This is a genomic window from Spirochaetota bacterium, from assembly GCA_034190085.1.
Taxonomy (GTDB): domain Bacteria; phylum Spirochaetota; class UBA4802; order UBA4802; family JAFGDQ01; genus JAXHTS01.
The window spans coordinates 22,611-44,351 of sequence record JAXHTS010000074.1 but is presented as its reverse complement, the minus strand read 5'-3'; the positions used below and the strand labels follow the sequence as shown (position 1 = coordinate 44,351).

Here is a 21,741-nt window from a genome sequence, read left to right as displayed (position 1 = left end):
AATTACTATAGTAAATTAGAAGATTATTTTCAAGTCAATTTTATAAGCCATTTAAATAGAGCCTTATACCTGCCCAATACGCTGGATGTTTATATCGATTATTGGCTCTTATTGAGTATTTGGCGTGTTCAAAGGCTCTAATTAGGCTCGATTCTCTATTTATTTCACTGTACAAGTTATCGATAAATATCGCATTATTAACATCATGTAGTTCAGCATCATTTATTATCAATCCTCTTACACCCTCCTGGGAGCTTGCAATTGCAAATTTGGAGCAACTCACTCGATGGGTAAAATCAATCGATGGAATATAGACTATCTCAACCCCTGCAAGTAGGCTATTGATTAATTTATCTCCAAAATAAAACTCTCCCCTCATTGAATTATATAAAAGTGGATGCTGAATGTGCGCAATTCCGCTGTTAACGGAGTCAGTTATTCTATAGTTAATTCCCGATTCTTTAATTGCCACCTCTTCAAGCTCATAAAATATATCTCTTTGCTGCAAATTCAATATACTTACTATCCTGTTCCTGGATTTGTAGCTTCTAAGCGCAGAAATTATTGATGAAATATAGACAATACTGTGGGATTCCACCAATAAAGTCTTTTCCCCCATAATCTCAAAAGGCACTTGTTCAAGCTCCTTATCAGTAATAAATATAATACCACCCTTTCCCTGGTAGTATTTGCTGATGGGCTTGAAAATGCTGAACAACTCCTCAGATATTTTCACTGTATTCTCAAATTTAGTTAGGCGCTCCCTATATCTTGGTAAAATCTTGCTAACATCCCTATACCCTTGTTTAATTCTCAAGGGTTCAATAAATGATTTTGTAATAATCCAAGCAAGTATATCCATACCATTCTTTACAAGATATAGCGTTATGAAGTCCTCTGGCATTTTTTTTTGATATTCCTCCACAGGGAGCATCTTGATTAAGGAGTTTAGCTGTAATCCCGGGTATCTCTGCAGAAGGCCTATAAACCTTTCCCCCCTATCTTCCTCAACCATATTCCTAAACTCCTCTTTTATCCCTTTAGGGATCATTGGTGAAGCCTTCACAGGCATTTTCAACCTGACATAAATCTGCTTCTTGACCTCAGCATACACTAAGGCCTTCAAATAATCCATCCTGCTCATCTTATAGGATATCAGAAAATCCAGACACTCAGATATTAAGTCTATTCTATTAAACTCCTTTAACATACCTGGATTTCTGTCCAAAAGATCCAATGCCCTTATAATGAGGGCTTCCACCCTTTCCCATTCATGTTCAGAGACCTTTCCCTCCTTTAAAATCTTCAACAATTCTATTCGTGACAATAATAGATCAAGAACAAAGGGATATTCATTATCATAATTCGATTTTATCCCCTCTCCCCTTGCAAGGGCCTCATCAATCTTACCAAGCCGCATCTCATTCTCCATCAAGAGAAGCTGATACTTTAAAAAGAGGTTATCTTCTTTATTTGTTAACTCTATTCCCCTAATAGCTGCTTGGTAAGATTCCCTATCTCTGCCAAGTAGTGATAAATTCACTCCCTCATCATAAAGAACATTCTTTAAAAGGGAAGATATGCCTAGTCTATGTGATAGCATCTCTATCATCTTTTCCATGCTTAGCACATCCTCGTATCTCTCTTCCGAGAGGTATATCCTCTTAATGATTGAGAGAAGTGGAATCACATCCATCCATAATGAATTATCATAAATCTCATTGATGTTTATATTATTAATAAATGATAGCGCTGCCTTGAAATTGTTATTATTCAAAAGTATCCTTAATGTATACATGACTGGATATGGAGAGAAGTAATCATACTTGCCATCCCCTTCAGCTAGTATTATGGCTCTATTCCCCAAATCCTCCATCTTCATAGCATCCCCCTGAAGGCTAACAATAGCCTTTGCTCTTTTGGAGAATGGTAGCGAATCAGTGGGTTTGCCCATCATGCATCCTGCTTTCAAAATCTTTTGATCCGATTCAGGATAATCTTTTACCCAATGAGATAGCACTTCCCTGGCCTTTCCCATGTATTCAAAGAGATATAGATACTCCGCTAGCAATAACCTTAGTTTATTGATTGGGATAAACGAAACACCCCTAAAACCTGCATTGCCAAACTCATCAGCATGCGGTTCTATTCCATCAATAGCTAGAGCTATTATCGATTCATAAATGGAGCAGTCAATAGAATTAGAAAAACCAGGAAGATCATCACTCTCATTTATTAATGCTTTAGCACTGGCAATAGCGCCGCTTTGTAAAAGAAGTAAAATCCTATATGATAGGGCTCTCGTATATAAATCAGAGGATATGTCCCTGGACAATTGCAGAGCCTTGATTAAATGGGTATGCGAATTTTCTAACTCGCCCTTCAATGCTTGAACTTCCGCAAGACCTAAATAATATAATATCTCCTCATTAGTCTTCCCATCACCATACCCACGCCATCTGTTTAGATGCATTCCCGCCCGTGCAACATCCCCGTTTTTCAATTCCTGAAGAAATTTATTATACTCCCGATCCTTAACCTCAAGCAATCCCTGGTATCTATCTGTTTTCTCAAAACCCTTAAATCCTAGGGCCATTACATTGCTAACAGGCCCAAGCTCTTTTTGTGTCTCATCAAGTGGCTGTCTCAGTGAAATCTGCAATGCCTTAGAAACCGAATCCAAATTCATGTCAATGAAAAGACATATGGTATTAACACCAGAGTATAGAGATGATTCAATTAAAAGATTTATATAGTCTAAATCAATATCGCTTATCCCTTTTACGATTAGGGTGGGTTCAAGCCTTTTTGTAAAGAGAAGGAAGGGATTTAATTCATCTCTTTGATCAACTAGTATCGAGTAGCTTGATAATTCAAGCTTCCCATCATCCCTTTCTATCACACTGATATTTTTAAAATCGGATAGTTTCGATAATCTCCCCTTCAACCCCCTTCCGTTATAGTAGAGGCTTCCCATGGAAATATTATTTGATGACAGGAAGTATTTGACTCTATCAACTGATGGCGCAAACATAAATGGAGGAATATCCATTCTGTTACCAAACTCTCTAAACAGTTTTAGGGATGCCTCATTCAGAACAATGAATCTATGGCGCCGCTCCCTCTCATCTTCGCCTAAAAATTTGGAAATCATATTGGGCACAGAGCCGCTTGCCTCTGCGGTTAGCCTTCTAAACTCGAATCTGCCAGTGATGATCCTCCAAGCATAATACTCGCCATTCCTCTCAATAAATTTATATATCACAACATTATCATCATACTCAGGGATTTCACTCTCAGATATGGATATAAATGAGGCAAATAGCGGCCTTTCCTTTTGAAGGGTTTTCACAAAATCAGAATACTCTCTTCTCTTTTTCTGTAACTCACTTGTGATATTCAAAATCCTTTTTGAGTTGGGGGGGTCGCCTTTCTCCAATACTCCTGAGATATTATTCTGTAGGGAATTAATTTCCTTCACAATTCCCAAGTAAACTGAGAAATACTCCCTGTCCATATCATTATGAAATCCAGGCGAGGATCGGACAACGGCAAATAATCTTAATATCGCATACCTCTTTTCTGAAAGCGCTAAAACCCGGTCCCAATTTTTTTTATCCATCAAAAGACCAATATAGTCATCATATAGGTCTTTAACCCTGTATATGCTTTCAGTGAAAAAATATGGAATATCCTCAACAATACCCGCGGCCTTCCTGTAATATTCTTCAGCTATTTCTCTAAAGCCCTCGCCCTCAATCTCCATCCCATGTTTTTCCATAAAACCGGCTAACCTATAGTGGACACGCCAAAGGAGGTCCTTGTACATATAGTTTTCACCAATTTCCTTGGCCCTAAATAAAGACTCAAGGGCCTCATCCAGGAATCCAATCCTTTCCTGACAGACCGACAGGCTCAGCAACAGCTTTAACCTCAGCCTTTTCGATTGTTTCTCATCAGCCTGCATTAGCGCATTCTCAAACCTTTTTGTTGCATCCCTATATAGATTGAATATGTTCCTATTTATCCTGAGGATTTTTAATGAGCCTTCAATCCGTTTCCTCTTCGTATCAGCAGCTATATCAATCCCTCTATTAAACAACATCTCTGCCTTAAGGTACTTGAGCATTCCCATAACGATGTTCAGCTTATGGTATTTAGCCGCTCCATCCTTGGATATCCTATTTCTAATTGTCTCTATCTCCTCATCCCTTACCCCTCTTCCCTGCGCCTTCGCAAGGTCTATTAATATATCCAGCTCCTGGTTAAATCTCTTCTTTTCATAATTTGTCCTATACTCGCTGATCCTAGATGTTAATAGCTCAATCTCCCTAATGGGCTCCTCTAAAGATTCGATATTGTTCTCTAATAGAAATGCATAAAGGTTGGACATGTTCATAATAGAGGTAAATATGCCCTCCTGGTTATCCACATCAGAATCAGCTGCGTAGTCCCACGCTCTATTAAAATATTCCCTGGCTTCAACATATCTACTCAACCTAAAATAGCAATACCCGATATTGTTCAAGGCCTTTATCTTCATCTCATGATCTACCTCATTATCCCTGCCTTTTAGAAGACTGAGCCTCCTTTCATAATACTCAATAGCCTTATAGTATTCCCCTTTGTCAAGAGAGATGTCCAACCTGAGGGATAGATTTAAAAGCCTCTTACTGAGTGTATCCAATTCAGTGTATATCTTATTCTCTCCTATAATAGCGTTATCAGGGCCAAGATCCCAGAAATGAAGGGGGCCGAATCCGAAAATCCTCCATCTCAATTTATACCCCCTCTCATCATCCTTATAGTGTTTTAAAAGCGCTTCAGCATTTTTTAAAAAAAATAGAGAATCTTCAACTTGACCCATTGCCTTATAACAATATGCGATCTCCTGCATGTATCTGGCTCTATCGATCTCAATTTTATATGCTTCTGAATGTTTTAGGATTTTATTATACCATTTTATTGCATCATCATATCTTCCCTCTGTTCTGCTAAAGAGAGCAAAAAATCTATATAGGGGAAATATCTGAATCCTGTATCTCCTGATCTTGCCCGAGGCAAGGGTTTCATAGATATAGAGAGTCCTGCGCATCTCCTCACGTGCCCTGGCAATCTGGTCTTCCTGCCAATAACAATACCCCAAGTGATAGTATAGGAGAGCCTCCTCAACCTTTGAGTTAAAACTCCCCTTGAACTTTTTCACAAGCTCATAATGATGAAGCGCTTTTGGGTAGTTTGTAAGTAAAAAATATGTATTGGCTATGTTTAGGTGCAGGTTCCCCTCCTTCTCAGGATACATAGCCTCATCGCAGGTATTCAAAGCCTTCTCATAGATTGAGATATTGCTCTCCCAGAGATATTCGGGAAAGAATTCGCTAAACATCTCACCATTCTTCCCCCCTGTCTTCTTCTCATCCATTACCCTTTGCAAATCCACAAATTGATATATCCATCCCTTCAGAATATATGGATCAATAAAGGTATCATCGATAAAGAGCGCCCATTCAATCTGATCTATTGCCTTACTGAAATTATCCATCATCCCATCTATATCGCTTTTCACAATGCCCCTTATCCCTGATATAAGCGAAAAACCTCCATCGTCATGCGACAACGCCATCTTTGTGTAAATGTATCCCAAACCATAGATGTGAGCCTTATCGAAATCCATTCTGGCTATCGGCAATCTTTTAAGATATTCCTTCTCTAATTCTCTCAGCCTGCTAACATCCTCCCCCTTCCATGAGGAATAGGCATCAATGTATAACACATGCGCTCTAGCCGCTTGCTCATTATATATATCCTCAAATCTCTTTATCAAATGAAGATATGTTAAAATCTCAACATACCTCTTATATAGCATCATCGCCTCGTAAAAATTGCCTGAGATCTCGGCTCTTTCACCACTCTCCTCATAGTATTCTATCAGTTTATTAACCACAGCAGTAATGCTCGACTGCTTCCACCGCAGTTGATACCATCTCGCTATCTGAAAATAATGCCTTTCTGCATCAATGAGTCCCTTCTCCCTCTCTGCAATACGTCCCAAAAGATAATTTGATTTGTAGAATAAAAGGTCAACCCTTCTGACAAGATCCAGGGACTCATGAAGATGTGACGCCGCACTCCTTAAATCACCCATCTCCATGTAGGTTTTCCCCAGGATAAATTCGATCAATGCGGGGAGATTTTTTTTATCCCCATATCTCTTTAGCATCCCCTGAGCAATAGAAATCCTCCTTCTCGGGTTTTTCTCTTTGTCAAAGATGAATATCAATCTGTTGATTGTCTCATTCTTTAGGTCAATATTAGATGACCCCAAGACTTTAAGCAATGAAGGAGAGATCTCCCTTTGAAGGGATTTGTAGGTTAAACTTCCCAATCTCAAATGTATATGCAGCGCTCTCTTATATTTGGGATATTCTTTATTGATCTTGCTATAAGTCCGAACTGCATCCTCTCTTCTTCCAAGTCTATAATACTCATCGCCAAGCTCCTCCATGAGATAGGGAATATAGCCTCCCCCCTTCTTGTCATTCCCAAGCCTCTCAATCGTGTTTAACAGTATCCCTTGGGCAGACTTTCCGGAAAGGATATTCTCAAGATATTGCGATGTGATATATCTGAAATCATTTTTGTTCCTTGATAATGACATTAAGAGGGATTTCAACCCCTCTGCCTTTTCAAGGTTACCCAATTCTTTATATTTTTTTGCCGCATCCAATAGAGCCTTTGAAACAAAGATAATCGAATCGACATCCTTTCTCCTTCCGAAGAAGTGATAAACCCTTTCAAGGCAGAAGAGATACCTTTCCATATCATCATACTCATCAAGATATCTACCCGCCAGATTGTATTGTCTGCTGGCGCTTCCACGATTTGGGATGATGCCATCTTTAGGAATAATATTGAGATTTATATTCTGTCCAACCTGATCGGAAAAGACTACCACCTCCTCATAATCCTTCTTATCAGGCAGATTAAAGAGATGGGACCATCTTGGAGCAAAGGAGGATGTTGAGTATAGGGTAAGGGGGTATTCCTCACCCAAACCTAGATTCTTATAATAGATGGTAGAGTTATCCTGTAGATCAATCTTGCCATCATTATTCGTATCCCTGTCGATAAGCGTATAGATTATTTCATCACTATTTCCCAGAAATGATGGGTATAGTTCAATCCATCCGGTATCAGTTACCCTTCTCTCCTTTCCTGTGGCAAGATCCTTAATATATACATCCCCATTGCTTTTCTTGTTCCTATAAGAAATATAGATAATAGACCTGCCATCCTCAGAAAAGCGCGGGTACATGCCTCCTTTTTTGGTAATCTGTATCAGATTCTTCCCCTTTCGATGTATCAGCCAAATGTTTTCCAATCCATCCCTTACTGAGGAGAAAGCAATACTATTGCTGTCCGGCGACCATGTCGGAGAAGCGTCTTTAATTATCTTAATGGTCTTTGATGCTGGGTCCTGAAACTGGGTTATATTATTTACGAATGGATCAAGGGATGGCACTTCTGTTTTAGTTTTCTTGGCATCCTCAATAATCCTTTTTGGTTTAACCTTTACAACATATATATCACCCTCAGGATCCTCCCTCTGAGAAATGAAGGCAAGATATTTCCCATTGGGAGAGATAGCAGGGGATATGTCCTTTGACGCATGACTCGTAATTCTCACCGTGGTTATATCTGTCAGGGATCTCAGATATATATCATAATTCCCTCTTTCCCTGTCTGAGGAATAGAAAAAATATGATCCATCCCTTGTAAAGACTCCATCTATCTCTATTGACTGCCCAATAGTAACAGGTACAATCTTTCCAACAAACTTGTATTCCTTTTTGAGTATCTTGTAATAATTGAATAGAATATCATGCTTCATCTTCTCATCACAAGCAATGGTGATAGGTATAATCAGAAGCAACAGAAACTTAAATATGCTTTTTATCTTCATCTCTTTCTAATCCATTTCCCAGAATTGTTCTGGATAAGATCATTCTTTTTTGCAAGCGCTCTTTGCTCCTCTGCAAAAATTCTGCCAAAGGCCTCTATCTCTTTCTCGCTTGGCTCTTTTATTCCTGACCTTTTTAGGGTTCTCGCAAAGATGATTTTCCTAGCCCTGTTCTCCTCATTAATAACCCTTGTAAGAATAGTCTTTAAATTCCTGTCTCCATCATATTTAGGATTTCGCATATATTTGACGAAGCCATTATTCTTCTCTCCAATTGCACCCTCGCCTTTATATCCCCTGATCTTGTCCTCATGAAATTCCCTTATCTTCAGCGCCAGTAATATCTGCCTATCACCCCCGGCGATGTAAGTACCCTTTGATTTTTGAATATTGGTTTTTACTGATGAGATTACCCATGCATCCTTCTCGAGTTCTCTATATTCACCTACAATCTGACGTTCAACCACTGTCTTTTCCCCAGTAAGATGAATATCCGGGGGGGATATTAGACAGCAGCTCGGAATATCCCTTAGTATAGGGATATTAGAGGAACACCCTGAGAATATGAATGAAGAAAGGAAAAACGAAACGATATATATTCTTAAAGAATTCATTATTTATCTCCCTTTGAAACGCTTCTCAAATATTCCTGAATAGGCATTCTGTCATATTTAACACGATTATTCTCAATGCCGAAGAGAAATCCTATCGCCTTTCTCGAAAAAGTTACAGTTGGATACATCAGACCCTTATCAAGATTGAAATTAAATCCCTCAACATCCATTGAGTTATCCACGACAAATTGAGCCATGCCAAGTTTGGATTTGCCCTTCTCAGTATTAAGCCCCTTGAGAAGACGGTTTGCAAACTTTTCTCCAATCTTATAGATATTGATGTAACCCTTCATGTTAAGCTCCTTGCTGAAATCAACACCCCTGCCCACAAAATTCGCATTTAGCGATAGCTCCGCATCTCGCTTTTTATGGTGAGGATCGGGATCGTCCAGCTTTCCAATATCCACATTGGGCACATCCAGGATCAATCTATACTCCATATTCTCAAGCTTCATATCTGCAAGATTGAAGAGAATATCCCTCCCATACAGGGATCCATCGAGAACATATGCCTTTAGCTTTACAATCTCAAAGGTGTTATTCCTGAAAAACATGGTTGCAGCAAAGTCTTTGAGATATTCAAAAGACATCTCCCTTGCCGGATGTTTAGCCTTGATCGATTTAATGGTAAAATTTTCTCTCTCCTTGAAATTTTCGTTATCAATTATCTGACTCTTATCAAGGAGTATTCTGGACACACCCTTGTTCTCTGGGGTAAAATAGTATTCAAAGGGGAAGTTGAAATTCAGATCCTCCACCGATATCATCTCCTCTTCATTCTTTACAAACAAATTGTCTATCTGCAATGAACCCTTAGCCCTGCCAGTCATCAAATCCCCACTCATATGGGCTGCAAGCTGAATGAGCCCTGATGTCTCCCATGGTCCGTATACAGGCTTCATTTTAGGGGAATCGATCTTCACCTGAAGATTAAGGTCGGAATCTGAAAAAGGGGATCTTCCAATATCTGCAGCGCCATTTGCACTAATGCTTAGCCCCCTGGACTTGCTTGCTATGTTAAACCGATTCAACACAATTTTTTTCTCCTTGTCATCCTGAATAATATCCACGCTAATCCTTAAATCATTAATGTCAAAATCTGGTATTTTTATAAGCATATCCATATCCGCTTCAGTTGTGCCGCTTTTCATAGATAAATTAACATTCATATTCATGTCCACAGGCTTATTCAAGGGAACAGAATCAAGTGAGGTCTTAATATTACCTGGAAGCATGCCAAGAAGGGGCTCTTTTAGGAAAGTAAACCTTGATAAGCTTATTCTTCCTGAGATACCGCGCTTTAGGTTTATATCTCCTTCAAGGGCAACATGGAGCGCATTCCTCTCATCTACCGGATTATAAAATCTGAGATCAAACTTATTTATCGAGACCTCTTTAAAGTTATTGTATGATGATATATTCAAACCCATCGCTAGTCCGTTATCACCTCCTTTATTCCTCTCCAAGGAATAAAGGAGGTGTGGCATTCGTAATCCCACGGCTATCTCCATATCATTCATCCTTTTATGTAGAGATATGGGAATTACAAGCTGTGGAATCGTCGCCTCCATGGATAGATTTTTATACCATATCCTCCTAAGATTTACATTGCCATCAATATCCAGATTTGAGGGATTACCACTAATAGTAAATGGAAAAATTGAAATATCGCCATTGAATCGTGTAATTCTGTCTCCGGTGATACTCCGATAATAGGGATATAAATCGTCGAGATGGATTATGCTCTCGGTCATCCTTATATCAATCTCTTGATTTTTTGTTATATCCCTGATTACGCCTTCAAGATTGAACCACTTCTTATCATGGAATGAAATATTAAGATGATTTAATCTTAGATAATCCCTTACCGGATGGTAAAAGATGTCATAGGAAATTAAAAGATTAAGCGGCGTTAGAAGGATCTTCTTATATCGAACAGGGGCTCTATTTACACCGCATACAAAAAGGCTTGAAAATGTTGGCTCTTTCTCTTCCCCTCTGCCAAAGATCAATTTCCATGTTAAAATAAGCGGATGATTCAGCTTAGCATCGTTTGAATAAAAGGACACATCCATTTCACCCTTTGGATTTAATTGTAGGCTCATTCTGTTTATTAGCGAAACAACATCCAAGGACATCGGGATTCGCTTAAATGGAGGCAACCATAAATCCACATCAAGGGTCAATCCCTCAATGGACGAATGGAGCCCCTCCCCCTTAACATATAGCCTGAGATCTTTCAGTATAAATTTAAATAGAAATTCAATTGATATTGGCAGATTGATCTCATCCAAAGGAGCGCCCTTATCATGAAGTTTTTCAATTTTTTCTTCTTCCTCTTTTTCAGGTTTTTCCTCCCCTGGTTTCATCAGACGGGCAGGGTTCCAAATACCATTTTTCTCTGTTAAATATATCCTTGGTTTATATATGCCAATCTCATCAAACCGGATATCCCCAATGAGCATTGAGAAGAATCCATATCTTAAGACAAGACTTTCAATCTCCAAAAACTTCGTATGACTGAATTCTTCCCCGTTTCTGATTAAAATATTTTCGATCAGGAAACCACCATAAGGGCTGAATTCCCTAACCTTTAATGATATGTCGCCATATGAATGTTTGTTGAAATTTGACACTATTAGACCTTCTACCCTTTTGGGTGAAAGGTAAAACTTTAAGGCAAGAAGAATTATGATTATCAGTATGATTATTGTTGCCGGTATCCATAAAAGCACAATCCTTAATATCCTAAAAAATATTCTAAGTGACAACGCCTTCACATCTACATTTATACTCACTTTTTTATTCCTCAGCAAATCCATATCTCCAACCTATTCATGCTTGGTCTTATCCTCTCCACTACTCCCTTACATCGAATTAGGTTGGAAACTTAATTGCTCACACCAGAAATAAAGAAGACTCCAATAGCCCCTTAAGTGTGATAATAGGAGATACTAATTGATCGTTTTTTTGTTGACAAATCTTTTTTTATTATACAATTCATGTACAAAAAAGAATAATTAAATATAAAGGGAGGCTCTGGATGAAGTGGTTAATCCAAATTATTCACTTTATATTACTTGCTCTTTTACTATCAGTAGCCTCTTGCACCAAACAAGATGGAGGGGGAAAAATGAAAAAGTATCCAAATGTTAAGGTTGGAGTCGTTTTATCTGGTTGTGGAGTTTTTGACGGTAGTGAAATCCATGAGGCCACCATTACTCTGCTCGCACTTGATAGAGCACAAGCTCAAATTATTAACATGGCTCCTGATGCTGATCAAAAAGATGTTATTAATCATATGAACAACGAGTCTGTCTCAGGGGAAAAGAGAAGAATTCTACTTGAGTCTTCAAGGATAGCCCGTGGTGATATTAAGGATATTAAGGATATAAAGGCAGGCGATATAGATGCATTGATCTTTCCGGGCGGATTCGGAGCAGCAAAGAATCTATGCACATTTGCCTTAGAGGGAAAGGACTGTAAGGTTAATCCAGATGTCGAACGTCTCATCACAGAGATGCATAAGGCCAAAAAACCTCTAGCCTTTTTGTGCATCGCCCCTGTCCTTGCCGCGAAGGTGTTGGGCAAACATAATCCACAGATTACAATCGGCAATGATCAAGCAACAGCCGGGGCAATCGAGGAGATGGGAGCAAAACATATTGTATGCGCAGTGGATGATATTGCGGTCGATGAATCTAATAAGATTGTTACCACACCTGCCTACATGCTGGGGCCATCAATTGCCCATGTTGCTAAAGGAATTGAAAAATGCGTGGAGAAGGTTTTGAAGATGACAAAATAAATGATCAACCAGCAATAAGTTATAATCTTCATGGGAGAACTAATGTTTATGGTTCTCCCATGAAGCAACATCAATTGATCTCTTCTCTCATCATAAGTGTATAAAATATCCCGACACCCAGCAGCATAATAATAGCTCCTGAATAAAATACAACATGAAGACCGAATAAATCCATCATGATGCCGGCAAACAGAGAGCCGGAAAACATCCCTATCGTATGCCCCAGAGTCAAGAGTGCCATTATCGAACCCATTGAACCCATCTGATTCCCTTTTACCACACTGATTGCCATTAGCGCAGGCATGGCAATGCCTCCCCCAAGACCATAGGCGATATTGGAGAACAACATGTCCCAAAATCCATTGGCAAATTCAAGTGAAAAGATAGCTACTGCTGTAAGCAAACCGCCGATTATTATCAGATTCCTTTTATCAACCCTGTCTGCTAAATAGCCCATGGGGGTCTGCAATAATCCGCTAATAAGAACCCCTATCATTACAAGAACCCCAATTAAAAAACTGGAAAGCGCGAATTCGCCATCAGCCAAAACAGGTAGGAATGACCATACAATACCGATACAGGTTGTGTAACACATCCTGAAGATAAACAGACTTGTAATTAACTTATCCTTTAATAGATTGCGGTATGTTTGCGGTTTCCCGCGTCGAAGTGAATGCTTCTCGGATGATCTGGATGGAAGCATTGAAATGCATAATATGAGGGCAATTAATGCAAAAATACCCATAAAACCGAATGTAACCTGAATATTAAACCTGTCTTTTATTATTCCGCCTGCTAAGGGGCCAAGGCTAAGTCCGCCATATAACGATATGTTGAATAGGCCCATTGCAAAGCCCTCCCTGCCGGGCGGGGTTATCTCCCCTATATACGCATGTGTAACTGGCAGGACCATGGCTGACCCGATTCCCTGTATAAAACGAATAATTATTAACGAGTTTATATCCTCAGAGAAGAAGAAGGCGATGGATACCAATGCATAGATTAAGAGACCGCTCATAATAAATGGCTTGCGACCCTTGATATCTGATAATCTTCCGAAATATGGCAAGAAAAAGGCCCTAGAAAGGGAAAATGCCCCGAAGATAAGGGCTATATAGACTCCGCTGGCTCCAAGATCGTGAGCATATACTGGCAGAAAGGGCACCACTATACCAACGCCTAAAATAGCTGAAAAAATGGAGAAGAATAGAACGCTAAAAATTTTTTTGTCCATACAGCACCTTTTATTATGAGTAAATCGTTAGGTAAGAGACCTATAAAAATAAAGAGAATGTCAAGGCAAAATAATAAAAGAAGTAAAAATGTAATGTTTTTGATGAGATATAAATTGAATAATATCATCATAAGACAATTATTTATACATACAGAAAGAGAAAGATGCTACTCCGATAATGATACAAAAAATTATTGATCCCCTTGATTGACAAATTCATATTCTGGATGTAGGTTTATACAACTTGACACAATTTCATCATCTCTTATATTATTGATTCATTAAACATATTCTGGATAATAAATAATATTGTAAAAAATCAATTCATCTCATTTTGGTAATGTATTCTGAAGCATATACAGAGACATAGTTAATGACTAATCTATGAAAAACCTTCTCTGTCTCCTGCATACAGCGGATACATCCAAGACAGGTGATTTATTCTTTGCTGCAATCCTAAAGGCGAAGTCAGGCTTTTCAATATTAAACGCCATTTCGTATATTACAACAGATTTGTAACATCATAATAAATCAGATGGGATATTGTTATGATGCATTCATTTCATCGATTACATTATGGACTAAATTCTTGATTTAGTTGTATCGCAATCCGATATCTTTCAACAAAAGGAAATCAAAACGCATATGCATGATTTATTAAAGGACAGCACTGCTCTATTTGAACACATATTACGCATTAATTACACAAGTAATCGATTCGAAGAGATATTTACCAATAAGCCATCGGATTTGAAGAACTCAACCGCAGTTTTGTTACTCTTAGGATTACGAAAGGAAATGGAAAGGCCATGTTTAATATTAAATAAGAGATCCCGAAGTGTTAGACAAGCTGGCGACCTCTGTTGTCCTGGGGGAAGCTTGTCTCATCGTTTGGATTCTTATATAGCAAGCATATTGCCTTGGCCAGGATTTCCCCTAGCCCGTTGGCCTTACTGGTCACGGTGTCACAGTAGTTATCCACAAGAAGCGAAACAGATGTCACTTCTCTTTGCTACCTGCCTTAGAGAATGTTTTGAAGAGATGCGTTTGAATCCATTCGGTGTGAGGTTTCTTGGGCCACTGCCATCACAGGACCTCTATATGGCTCGCAGGGTAATGTATCCAATGATAGGCTGGATTTCATGTCAAAAAAGATTTTTCCCAAACTGGGAGGTAGAGAGGGTAATCTATGTACCATTGGAAGATCTATTAAATCCAGATTATTATGCGAGAATGAGATTGGATATTGATCCAAAACTTGTAAGTGAGATGACTATGCTTTCTGAAGATTATCCTTGCTTTGTGCATATAGACCAAAATGAGACAGAGATTCTTTGGGGAGCCACCTATAGGGTTGTGACAATATTTTTAGAGTTAGCATTCAATTTCCAACCACCTGATTTACTATCACTTCCATTAGTTCATAAAAAATTAGACAAGGGATACTTTGCCGGATTATTATAAATATTCCGTAATAGCGACCTAGCACAAAATCAATATTATGAAAATCATATAGGTTACCTTCCTTACCCAACCTCATGTTGTATTGACTTTCATAAACTATCAAATGCTTCTGTTAACCTGTTCGGGTGATGTTGTCACTCTGGTATGTAAAACCTTCAAATCATTTTCCATAGACATCAAACCAGATATACAAATTTTAATATCATCGGCAATAAGCATAGTGAGGCAAATCCATCAATCAGAATTAATTAGTTTATTATAAATAAAAGGATTTATTATACATTAATTTGCCGGGGATTACTTTTTTTTATATTTTATAATGGTGCACATGACTGTTGGTATTAAAACATAAGGATGGTAATTTATGAAGAGTAAAAAATTAATACTAGTAGGTATGACAATCATATTTTTAACCTTTGTTATTATGATGCAGAATAAGGATGTTAAAGCTGAAATGGTATCCCCTTTAAAGCAGGATGAAGTATTATCTGAATCAATCAATGAAAACAATTTGGATAATCCAAATGAGATTACGCTTTTTCAGGTAGGAATAAGCAGTGGATATTATAAGGCATTGGGCGATGTTGGGAATATTATGAAACCAGGGATATCCCTAAAGGGATTTGCCCAGTATCATGGTATTTATTGGGATTCAATTGGAGTAGAATTTGAACTAGGATATGCTGAAATTGAGGATAAGGATTATGATGGCCAAATACGATTTATATGGGGCATCCCCTCAATTACTTATTGTATTCCCTATATCCCGATCCTGACCGTTGAATTAAAGGTGGGGGTTGGATTAACGCATGTTAAATCAAGACAAGTTTTTTCAAATGTTGATTATGGAAAATCATCCTTGGATTTAACCCCAACCCTTGGGATTGCCTTTATGAAGAGCATTTATAAAAGATATATCAGTGGTGTTGAAGTAAAGCATTACTACTATTTAGAGAGCAAGAGCGCTAAAGCCCTGGATGCCTCAATATTTGTTGGAATGAGGTTATAAAATTCCATTAAGAGAGCAACTTGAATTAATATTTAACAACAAAATTATATTAAAAAAAGATAATAATTAAGGAGAGTAAATAATGAACGGATTTCAAAAAAGTATATTAAACATTATCCTTATCATATTATCCCTTGTTCTTGTGCATTGTAACGGTGATGTGTTCAATAGCTATATTGATGAGAGGGATAAATATAAAAGAATTAATTCGGATATCATTCAACCAACTGTGGAGATAACATCATCTGTATCTCGTAGCCCCATTAATTTATCCCCCTTTATTGTGACAATTGTTTTTAGCGAGGCTGTCATAGGATTTGAAGCAGATGATATTAAAGTTGATAATGGCGCAACTGATAATTTCACTTCAATTTCACCAAGCCAATACACACTAGAGATAACGCCTGAAAGCGATGGTCCTGTGACAATTGATGTAGATGAGTCTGTTGCACATGACCTGATGGGCAATGGCAATAAGGCCGGTGAACGGTATGTGATAATATATGACGGCACAAGACCAACAGCAACAATAGGATCAGTAGAATCAGGGCCAATTAACAGCTCATTTATAATAGCTGTTAGTTTTAGCGAAGGCGTTTATGGCTTTGAACTGAATGATATAGTAGTTGATAATGGCGTGGTTGATAATTTAATATCCTTATCCGAAAGTCAGTACACAGCGGAGATAACGCCGGCGGGTGAGGGATCTGTTATGGTTAGCGTTGCTGCAGCCGTGGCTCATGATTTAGCTGGAAATGGCAATGAGAAAGCCAAGGACTCATCTGAAGGTGATGACTCAGAATCGCCCTTCATAATCATATATGACAGCATACCGCCGACGGTAGCAATTTCCACATCTCAATCAGATCCAACTAACAGCTCATTCCCTGTAACAATCGACTTTAGTGAGGATGTATTAGGATTTGAAATTAATGACTTTGTCATTGGCAATGGAACTGCAAGTAATCTTACTGTGTTTTCTGAAAGACAGTTTACAGCTATGATAACACCAATTGTAGATGGAGCTGTCACAATTGATCTGCCGGCAGGCAAGGCGCAAGATGATGCCGGAAATCTGAACATAGCCTCAAATCAGTTTGCGATCACATATAACAGCACAATGCCGACAGTGACAATATCATCACCTGAGTTAAATCCAACCAACACATCGCCATTTACGATAATGATTGAGTTTACTGAAGATGTCAGTGATTTTGACATTAGCGATATTGTAGTTGGCAATGGCATATCCAATAATTTTAATTCTTTATCTCAGAGTCAATACTCAGCAGATATTACTCCAAGTAGTGATGGCGTTGTGACAGTTGACGTGGCTTCAGGCGCAGCGCATGATATTGCGGGAAATCCAAATGCTGAAGCATTACAGTTCAGCATCAATTATGATGCAACATCGCCAATAGTAGACGCAGGGGTTGATCAAACGACTAACACTGCGTCGAACCAGGATGCGAGCACAGACGGAACAGGAAGTGGTATAGCGGGTTTTACTTGGTCAAAGGAGAGCGGGCTAGGGAATATTATTTTTAGCGATGCTAATGCAGAGGATACAATGATTAACGCAGATGCGGATGGTGATTATGTCATTAGATTAACTGCGATGGATGCAGCCGGAAACAGCGCATATGATGACATCAACTTCACATGGGACACCGCTGATCCTGCGGTTGATGCTGGAGTTGATCAGATTACAAACGCACCGATGATGCAGAATGCGAGTACAGACGGAACCGGAAGCGGTATAGCGAGTTTTGCATGGACGAAGGAGAATGGTCCGGGAAATATTGTCTTTGGGGATCCTGCTATGGAAGATACGATAATTAGCGCAGATATGGATGGAGATTATACGATCAGATTAACTGTGATGGATGCAGCCGGAAACAGCGCATATGATGACATCAATTTCACGTGGGATGCAACAGCTCCAAGCATAGCAGCCATTACCTCCACAACATTGAATGGAGCCTATGGAATAGGACAAAATATCAATATAACTGTTACCATGAACGAGATTGTGACATTAACAGATGGTGTGATGAATATCCTTCTTGATACATCAGATATGATTTCAATTACTTCCAGCGGTTTTCCAACTGACACCTTTACAGGGATTTATTCTGTCGGATTAGGCGATGAGAGCAGTGATCTGGATTCAATAGCAATCGCACTTGATGCCACAGCCGTGCTTAGGGATGATGCCGGCAATGACGCCAATCTCTCCCTTTCTGGGAAGGAAACGATCGCGAATGGAAGTGATTTGATTATTGATGGAGTTTTACCTTTCGTCACTGAGTCCTTAACAATGGATACTGATAATAATGGAAAGATAGATTATTACAAACTCACATTTTCAGAAACGATAATAGACAGCTCCTTCCCTGGTTATATAGCAAACAACGCAGGTGACAATCAATCTGATTGGTTTATCCTTGGACATGACAATGTGATACTCTCTCATGGCACCTCAGCACCTGAAAGCGATATAGCGAACGACAATGTTTTATATATCAAATTCGATGAATTAGAGGGTTCAGATATATATGATACTGGCGACAAACCGGATATAAGCAGCAGCAGCTCACCCCAGCTCATTGATGCAGTTGGCAATGAGATTGCACAAATAAACACAATTGACATAGCTGAGTCTGATGGCGCCTCACCGATTATCACTTCAGCAAGCGGGGTGACAGGCACCGATGTTTTATCGATCAATTTCAGCGAGCCTGTAGATGCTGATGGCAGCGCTGGAGGGATTTGCGATGAGACTTTTGAAACATTGGACTTTCTCTATGATAACAACAGTGGTGACGATGCAAGCTTTATCTGCGGAATTCTCGATTCCAATGGATGCGATAGTATAATCTCAGTTATCTTAGACACAAATTTGACAAATAATGATATATATGTTGACCGAATCTCTGCTGCTGTAGATTCAATATATGATATCGAGGATAATCCAGTAGCCTCTTACAATCAAGTAGAATTATCAGGGGCAATTTCTCCTTATGTCCTCAGTGTTTTTGCTACCGGTGACACGAAGTTGCGAATAATTTATTCCGAGCCAGTAAACACAACTCAAGCTTTAGAGGTCGGGAATTACACCCTAAGCGAGGAGAATGATCCCTTTGGATGCGCGGATATCAATCTCATTGATGTTACCCAAAAGGATGCAGATGGCGCTGTGTATGAATTGACGACCGATGCTCCACAATGCCCTGAGGTGACCTACAAATTGGAGGTTGATGAGGATATCATGGATCAGGATGATGGGGTGCTCATAATAAATCCCAAGTTTGGAACATTTCTTGGCAATGAGCAGCTCAAGATGGTAGCTGGCACCTGTCTCACATTGAAGTCAATGGCTGTAATATTTAACAAGCCTGTAATGAGCGGATTCGGTGCGGACAGTGGTGAAAATATTGCAAACTATAAATTTAAGGGTCCTAATGATTTAGGCGATATCGACACCGCTGTGAGGGGTGGCATCGGCAAAGAGAATGAAGTGACTATCTCAAACATAAATGGAGAGGATCAGAATGGAGTGAGTTATCTTGTTATTGGAGCAAACGGGATAGATGGAGATGGTTTTGATAATGGCTCTAATGTTATTACAACCACTGGCATCTCCCCAACTGAGACCTTGCAATCAGCTCCTAATGATAGGGTCTTCTGGACTGGATGCGGGGACTCTGTCGATTCCTTTGACGAAGGGCCAATCTCATGCGATCCCTTAGGCGATGGCAGCGATTTCGGATATGTGACCTCCTATGAAGACAAGGTATACATCGGCCCAAATAAGAATGGGAATGGGGCTGTCAGATTTGAGCCTGACGGCACAAATCCTGTAAATATTTCCTTCGAATTTTCTCAGGATACCGATGGATCGGATGTTCACAGCAATGACAGCAGCGTTAGTGGCTCTGCCCCTCCTTATGTTACCATAGGCCATTCAGGTTGCATTGAAAACAGCTCTGATAAAACCGATGGCTGCGGCCCGGACAATGAGGACGGCAGGGGCGTATTCATTTCCACAGTTATGGACTCCTCAGAGATAATGTTATTCGGCGGCGCAAGGACGCCTGAAAGATATGGAGAAAATCCCTATTTTGATTATTATTACTATACAATGGACACTGACACTAATCTGAATTTTAGTTATGTCGATTTAGGGGATATAACCGGTACTGTTACAGCAGGGCTTCAAAGCGCGGTAATAATGGATTCGAGAACATATATAGGTTTGGCAAAGCGCAATGATACAGGCACAACAAATGCCCCTGATTTTGGACGGGTTAGCTTTAATTCAGATGACGCAACATATTGTGCAACACCAGACAATTGTGATGCAACTAATGGTGATAAGGGTGAAAGAATTTTTATCAATGGAATGGATTTTTTCGGAGGCAACATAGATCTTATGCATGCTAACTATGGTTATTATATCGGTGTTGACTCTATGTTCATTTTTAATGACCATATCTATTTAGCCAATGGCGGACATAATTTTACTAATCGCGATGGCGGTATTATACGGTCCAATAGCAGCAATCCGATGCCATGCACATATATTGACAATGGATATGCAGACTGCCCATCTGATTGGGTAGAGATCACGCCAAGGGAGAGACTGGAGGTAACCTTTGATCCCAACACCGAGCTTTATATGTCTAACAGCGATGACAAGATCTATATCTATGATATAAACGATAATGCCATTGAGAATCCATTTAGAAGCGGCACGCAATATTGGTTTGCTCAGGATGATCTGGCAGGGGAAACGATTACAGTACCAGGTAATGTTGTCAAGATACGTTTGGATGATAATGGGGGTATCTTTGCTACACGAGCTTGGGGCTATGCAGTAACCCAAGTAAAAGCAATTACATCAACAGGCTTTGAGATAGATAGTTCACCAGGATTAGAATCACCGCACGATTATCCAAAGAATTATAACACTACCCTCTCTTATACCTTTAATTATACAAGCGTATTGCCTGTATGGAATAATGGCAATTCAAGGTTTTCTGTTGAATTGCCAAAGATTTACGATCTAATAGCGGGAGATCGCGCCTTTGCTCAATGGGCTGAATACAATGGCAGGCTCTATGTTACCAGAACAACATGCACAACATCTGGTACAGATACAAGAGATGAAGATGTGCATATCATTCCCGGGTGTAATGATGGAACCGATGATAACAGGGAAGCTCAGTTATGGAAATGCGACCCTACGGCTGGAGGAGATGTATATCCTGAAAACGAAACATGCGAATCTGACGATTGGGAATTGATTGACGGTTTAAGCAGCATAATGGATGGCATTACAAACCTCGGTGATAATGAAAACCGCACATTGTCAATGGTTGTTGCAAATGGCAGCTATCTCTACATCGGGTATGATAATCCGATTGATGGCATACAAGTTTATCGTACCAATGTGGCCAACCCCACAACTGAGGATGATTTTGAACGAGTAGGCACAAACGGCCTTGGCAATCCGGCTGATATGAAAAATATATTCTCGGCAATTTCCATCCAACAGGGCGCTGATTACTTTATCTATATCTGCGCTGGCAAAAGCGGGACTCCGGTGGCTGTTTATCGTCAAAAGAACAATTAGTCGGAAAGCGGCAA

The 21,741-nt window shown here is 39.4% G+C and carries 8 protein-coding genes; 4 read left to right on the top strand and 4 right to left on the bottom strand.

The features are described 5' to 3' along the window. Positions 1 to 40: 40 nt before the first annotated feature. From SVZ03_15500 to SVZ03_15490, 3 genes are read right to left on the bottom strand one after another with little or no spacing between them, the layout of a single operon-like run. Entirely contained in the window at positions 41 to 7,963 is a 7,923-nt protein-coding gene (locus SVZ03_15500) for a tetratricopeptide repeat protein (protein ID MDY6935615.1), read from the bottom strand. Further along, entirely contained in the window at positions 7,960 to 8,574 is a 615-nt protein-coding gene (locus SVZ03_15495; GenBank protein MDY6935614.1) for a DUF1318 domain-containing protein, read from the bottom strand. The genes SVZ03_15500 and SVZ03_15495 overlap by 4 nt, the downstream gene beginning before the upstream one ends. Continuing rightward, a complete protein-coding gene (locus SVZ03_15490) occupies positions 8,574 to 11,396 on the bottom strand; it encodes a hypothetical protein (GenBank protein ID MDY6935613.1) in 2,823 nt (940 codons plus the stop codon). The genes SVZ03_15495 and SVZ03_15490 overlap by 1 nt, the downstream gene beginning before the upstream one ends. A gap of 311 nt (positions 11,397 to 11,707) precedes the next feature. Between SVZ03_15490 and elbB the strand changes: the two genes are divergently transcribed. After that, positions 11,708 to 12,382: an isoprenoid biosynthesis glyoxalase ElbB gene (gene elbB, locus SVZ03_15485; GenBank protein MDY6935612.1), complete on the top strand. Its 675-nt coding sequence runs from the start codon at positions 11,708 to 11,710 to the stop codon at positions 12,380 to 12,382. Between the two features lie 70 nt (positions 12,383 to 12,452). Here elbB and SVZ03_15480 read toward each other — a convergent pair whose 3' ends face one another. Next, positions 12,453 to 13,616: an MFS transporter gene (locus tag SVZ03_15480; protein ID MDY6935611.1), complete on the bottom strand. Its 1,164-nt coding sequence runs from the start codon at positions 13,614 to 13,616 to the stop codon at positions 12,453 to 12,455. A 645-nt stretch (positions 13,617 to 14,261) separates the two neighbouring features. On the opposite strand from SVZ03_15480, the gene SVZ03_15475 reads away from it, so the two are divergent. The 3 genes from SVZ03_15475 to SVZ03_15465 all read left to right on the top strand — a co-directional run bounded on the left by SVZ03_15475 (position 14,262) and on the right by SVZ03_15465 (position 21,727). Next, positions 14,262 to 15,080: a CoA pyrophosphatase gene (locus SVZ03_15475; GenBank protein MDY6935610.1), complete on the top strand. Its 819-nt coding sequence runs from the start codon at positions 14,262 to 14,264 to the stop codon at positions 15,078 to 15,080. A 364-nt stretch (positions 15,081 to 15,444) separates the two neighbouring features. Next, positions 15,445 to 16,089 carry a hypothetical protein gene (locus SVZ03_15470; GenBank protein ID MDY6935609.1) on the top strand — a complete coding sequence of 215 codons (645 nt, stop codon included), beginning with the start codon at positions 15,445 to 15,447 and terminating at the stop codon, positions 16,087 to 16,089. 82 nt (positions 16,090 to 16,171) lie between these two features. Continuing rightward, positions 16,172 to 21,727 (top strand): Ig-like domain-containing protein, encoded by a 5,556-nt coding sequence (locus SVZ03_15465; protein ID MDY6935608.1) that lies wholly within the window; start codon positions 16,172 to 16,174, stop codon positions 21,725 to 21,727. Positions 21,728 to 21,741 lie beyond the last annotated feature (14 nt).

Coding starts and splice junctions, on each gene's coding strand:
- SVZ03_15500 (MDY6935615.1), bottom strand. CDS start 7,963: ATGAAGATAAAAAGCATATTTAAGTTTCTGTTGCTTCTGATTATACCT.
- SVZ03_15495 (MDY6935614.1), bottom strand. CDS start 8,574: ATGAATTCTTTAAGAATATATATCGTTTCGTTTTTCCTTTCTTCATTC.
- SVZ03_15490 (MDY6935613.1), bottom strand. CDS start 11,396: ATGGATTTGCTGAGGAATAAAAAAGTGAGTATAAATGTAGATGTGAAG.
- elbB (MDY6935612.1), top strand. CDS start 11,708: ATGAAAAAGTATCCAAATGTTAAGGTTGGAGTCGTTTTATCTGGTTGT.
- SVZ03_15480 (MDY6935611.1), bottom strand. CDS start 13,616: ATGGACAAAAAAATTTTTAGCGTTCTATTCTTCTCCATTTTTTCAGCT.
- SVZ03_15475 (MDY6935610.1), top strand. CDS start 14,262: ATGCATGATTTATTAAAGGACAGCACTGCTCTATTTGAACACATATTA.
- SVZ03_15470 (MDY6935609.1), top strand. CDS start 15,445: ATGAAGAGTAAAAAATTAATACTAGTAGGTATGACAATCATATTTTTA.
- SVZ03_15465 (MDY6935608.1), top strand. CDS start 16,172: ATGAACGGATTTCAAAAAAGTATATTAAACATTATCCTTATCATATTA.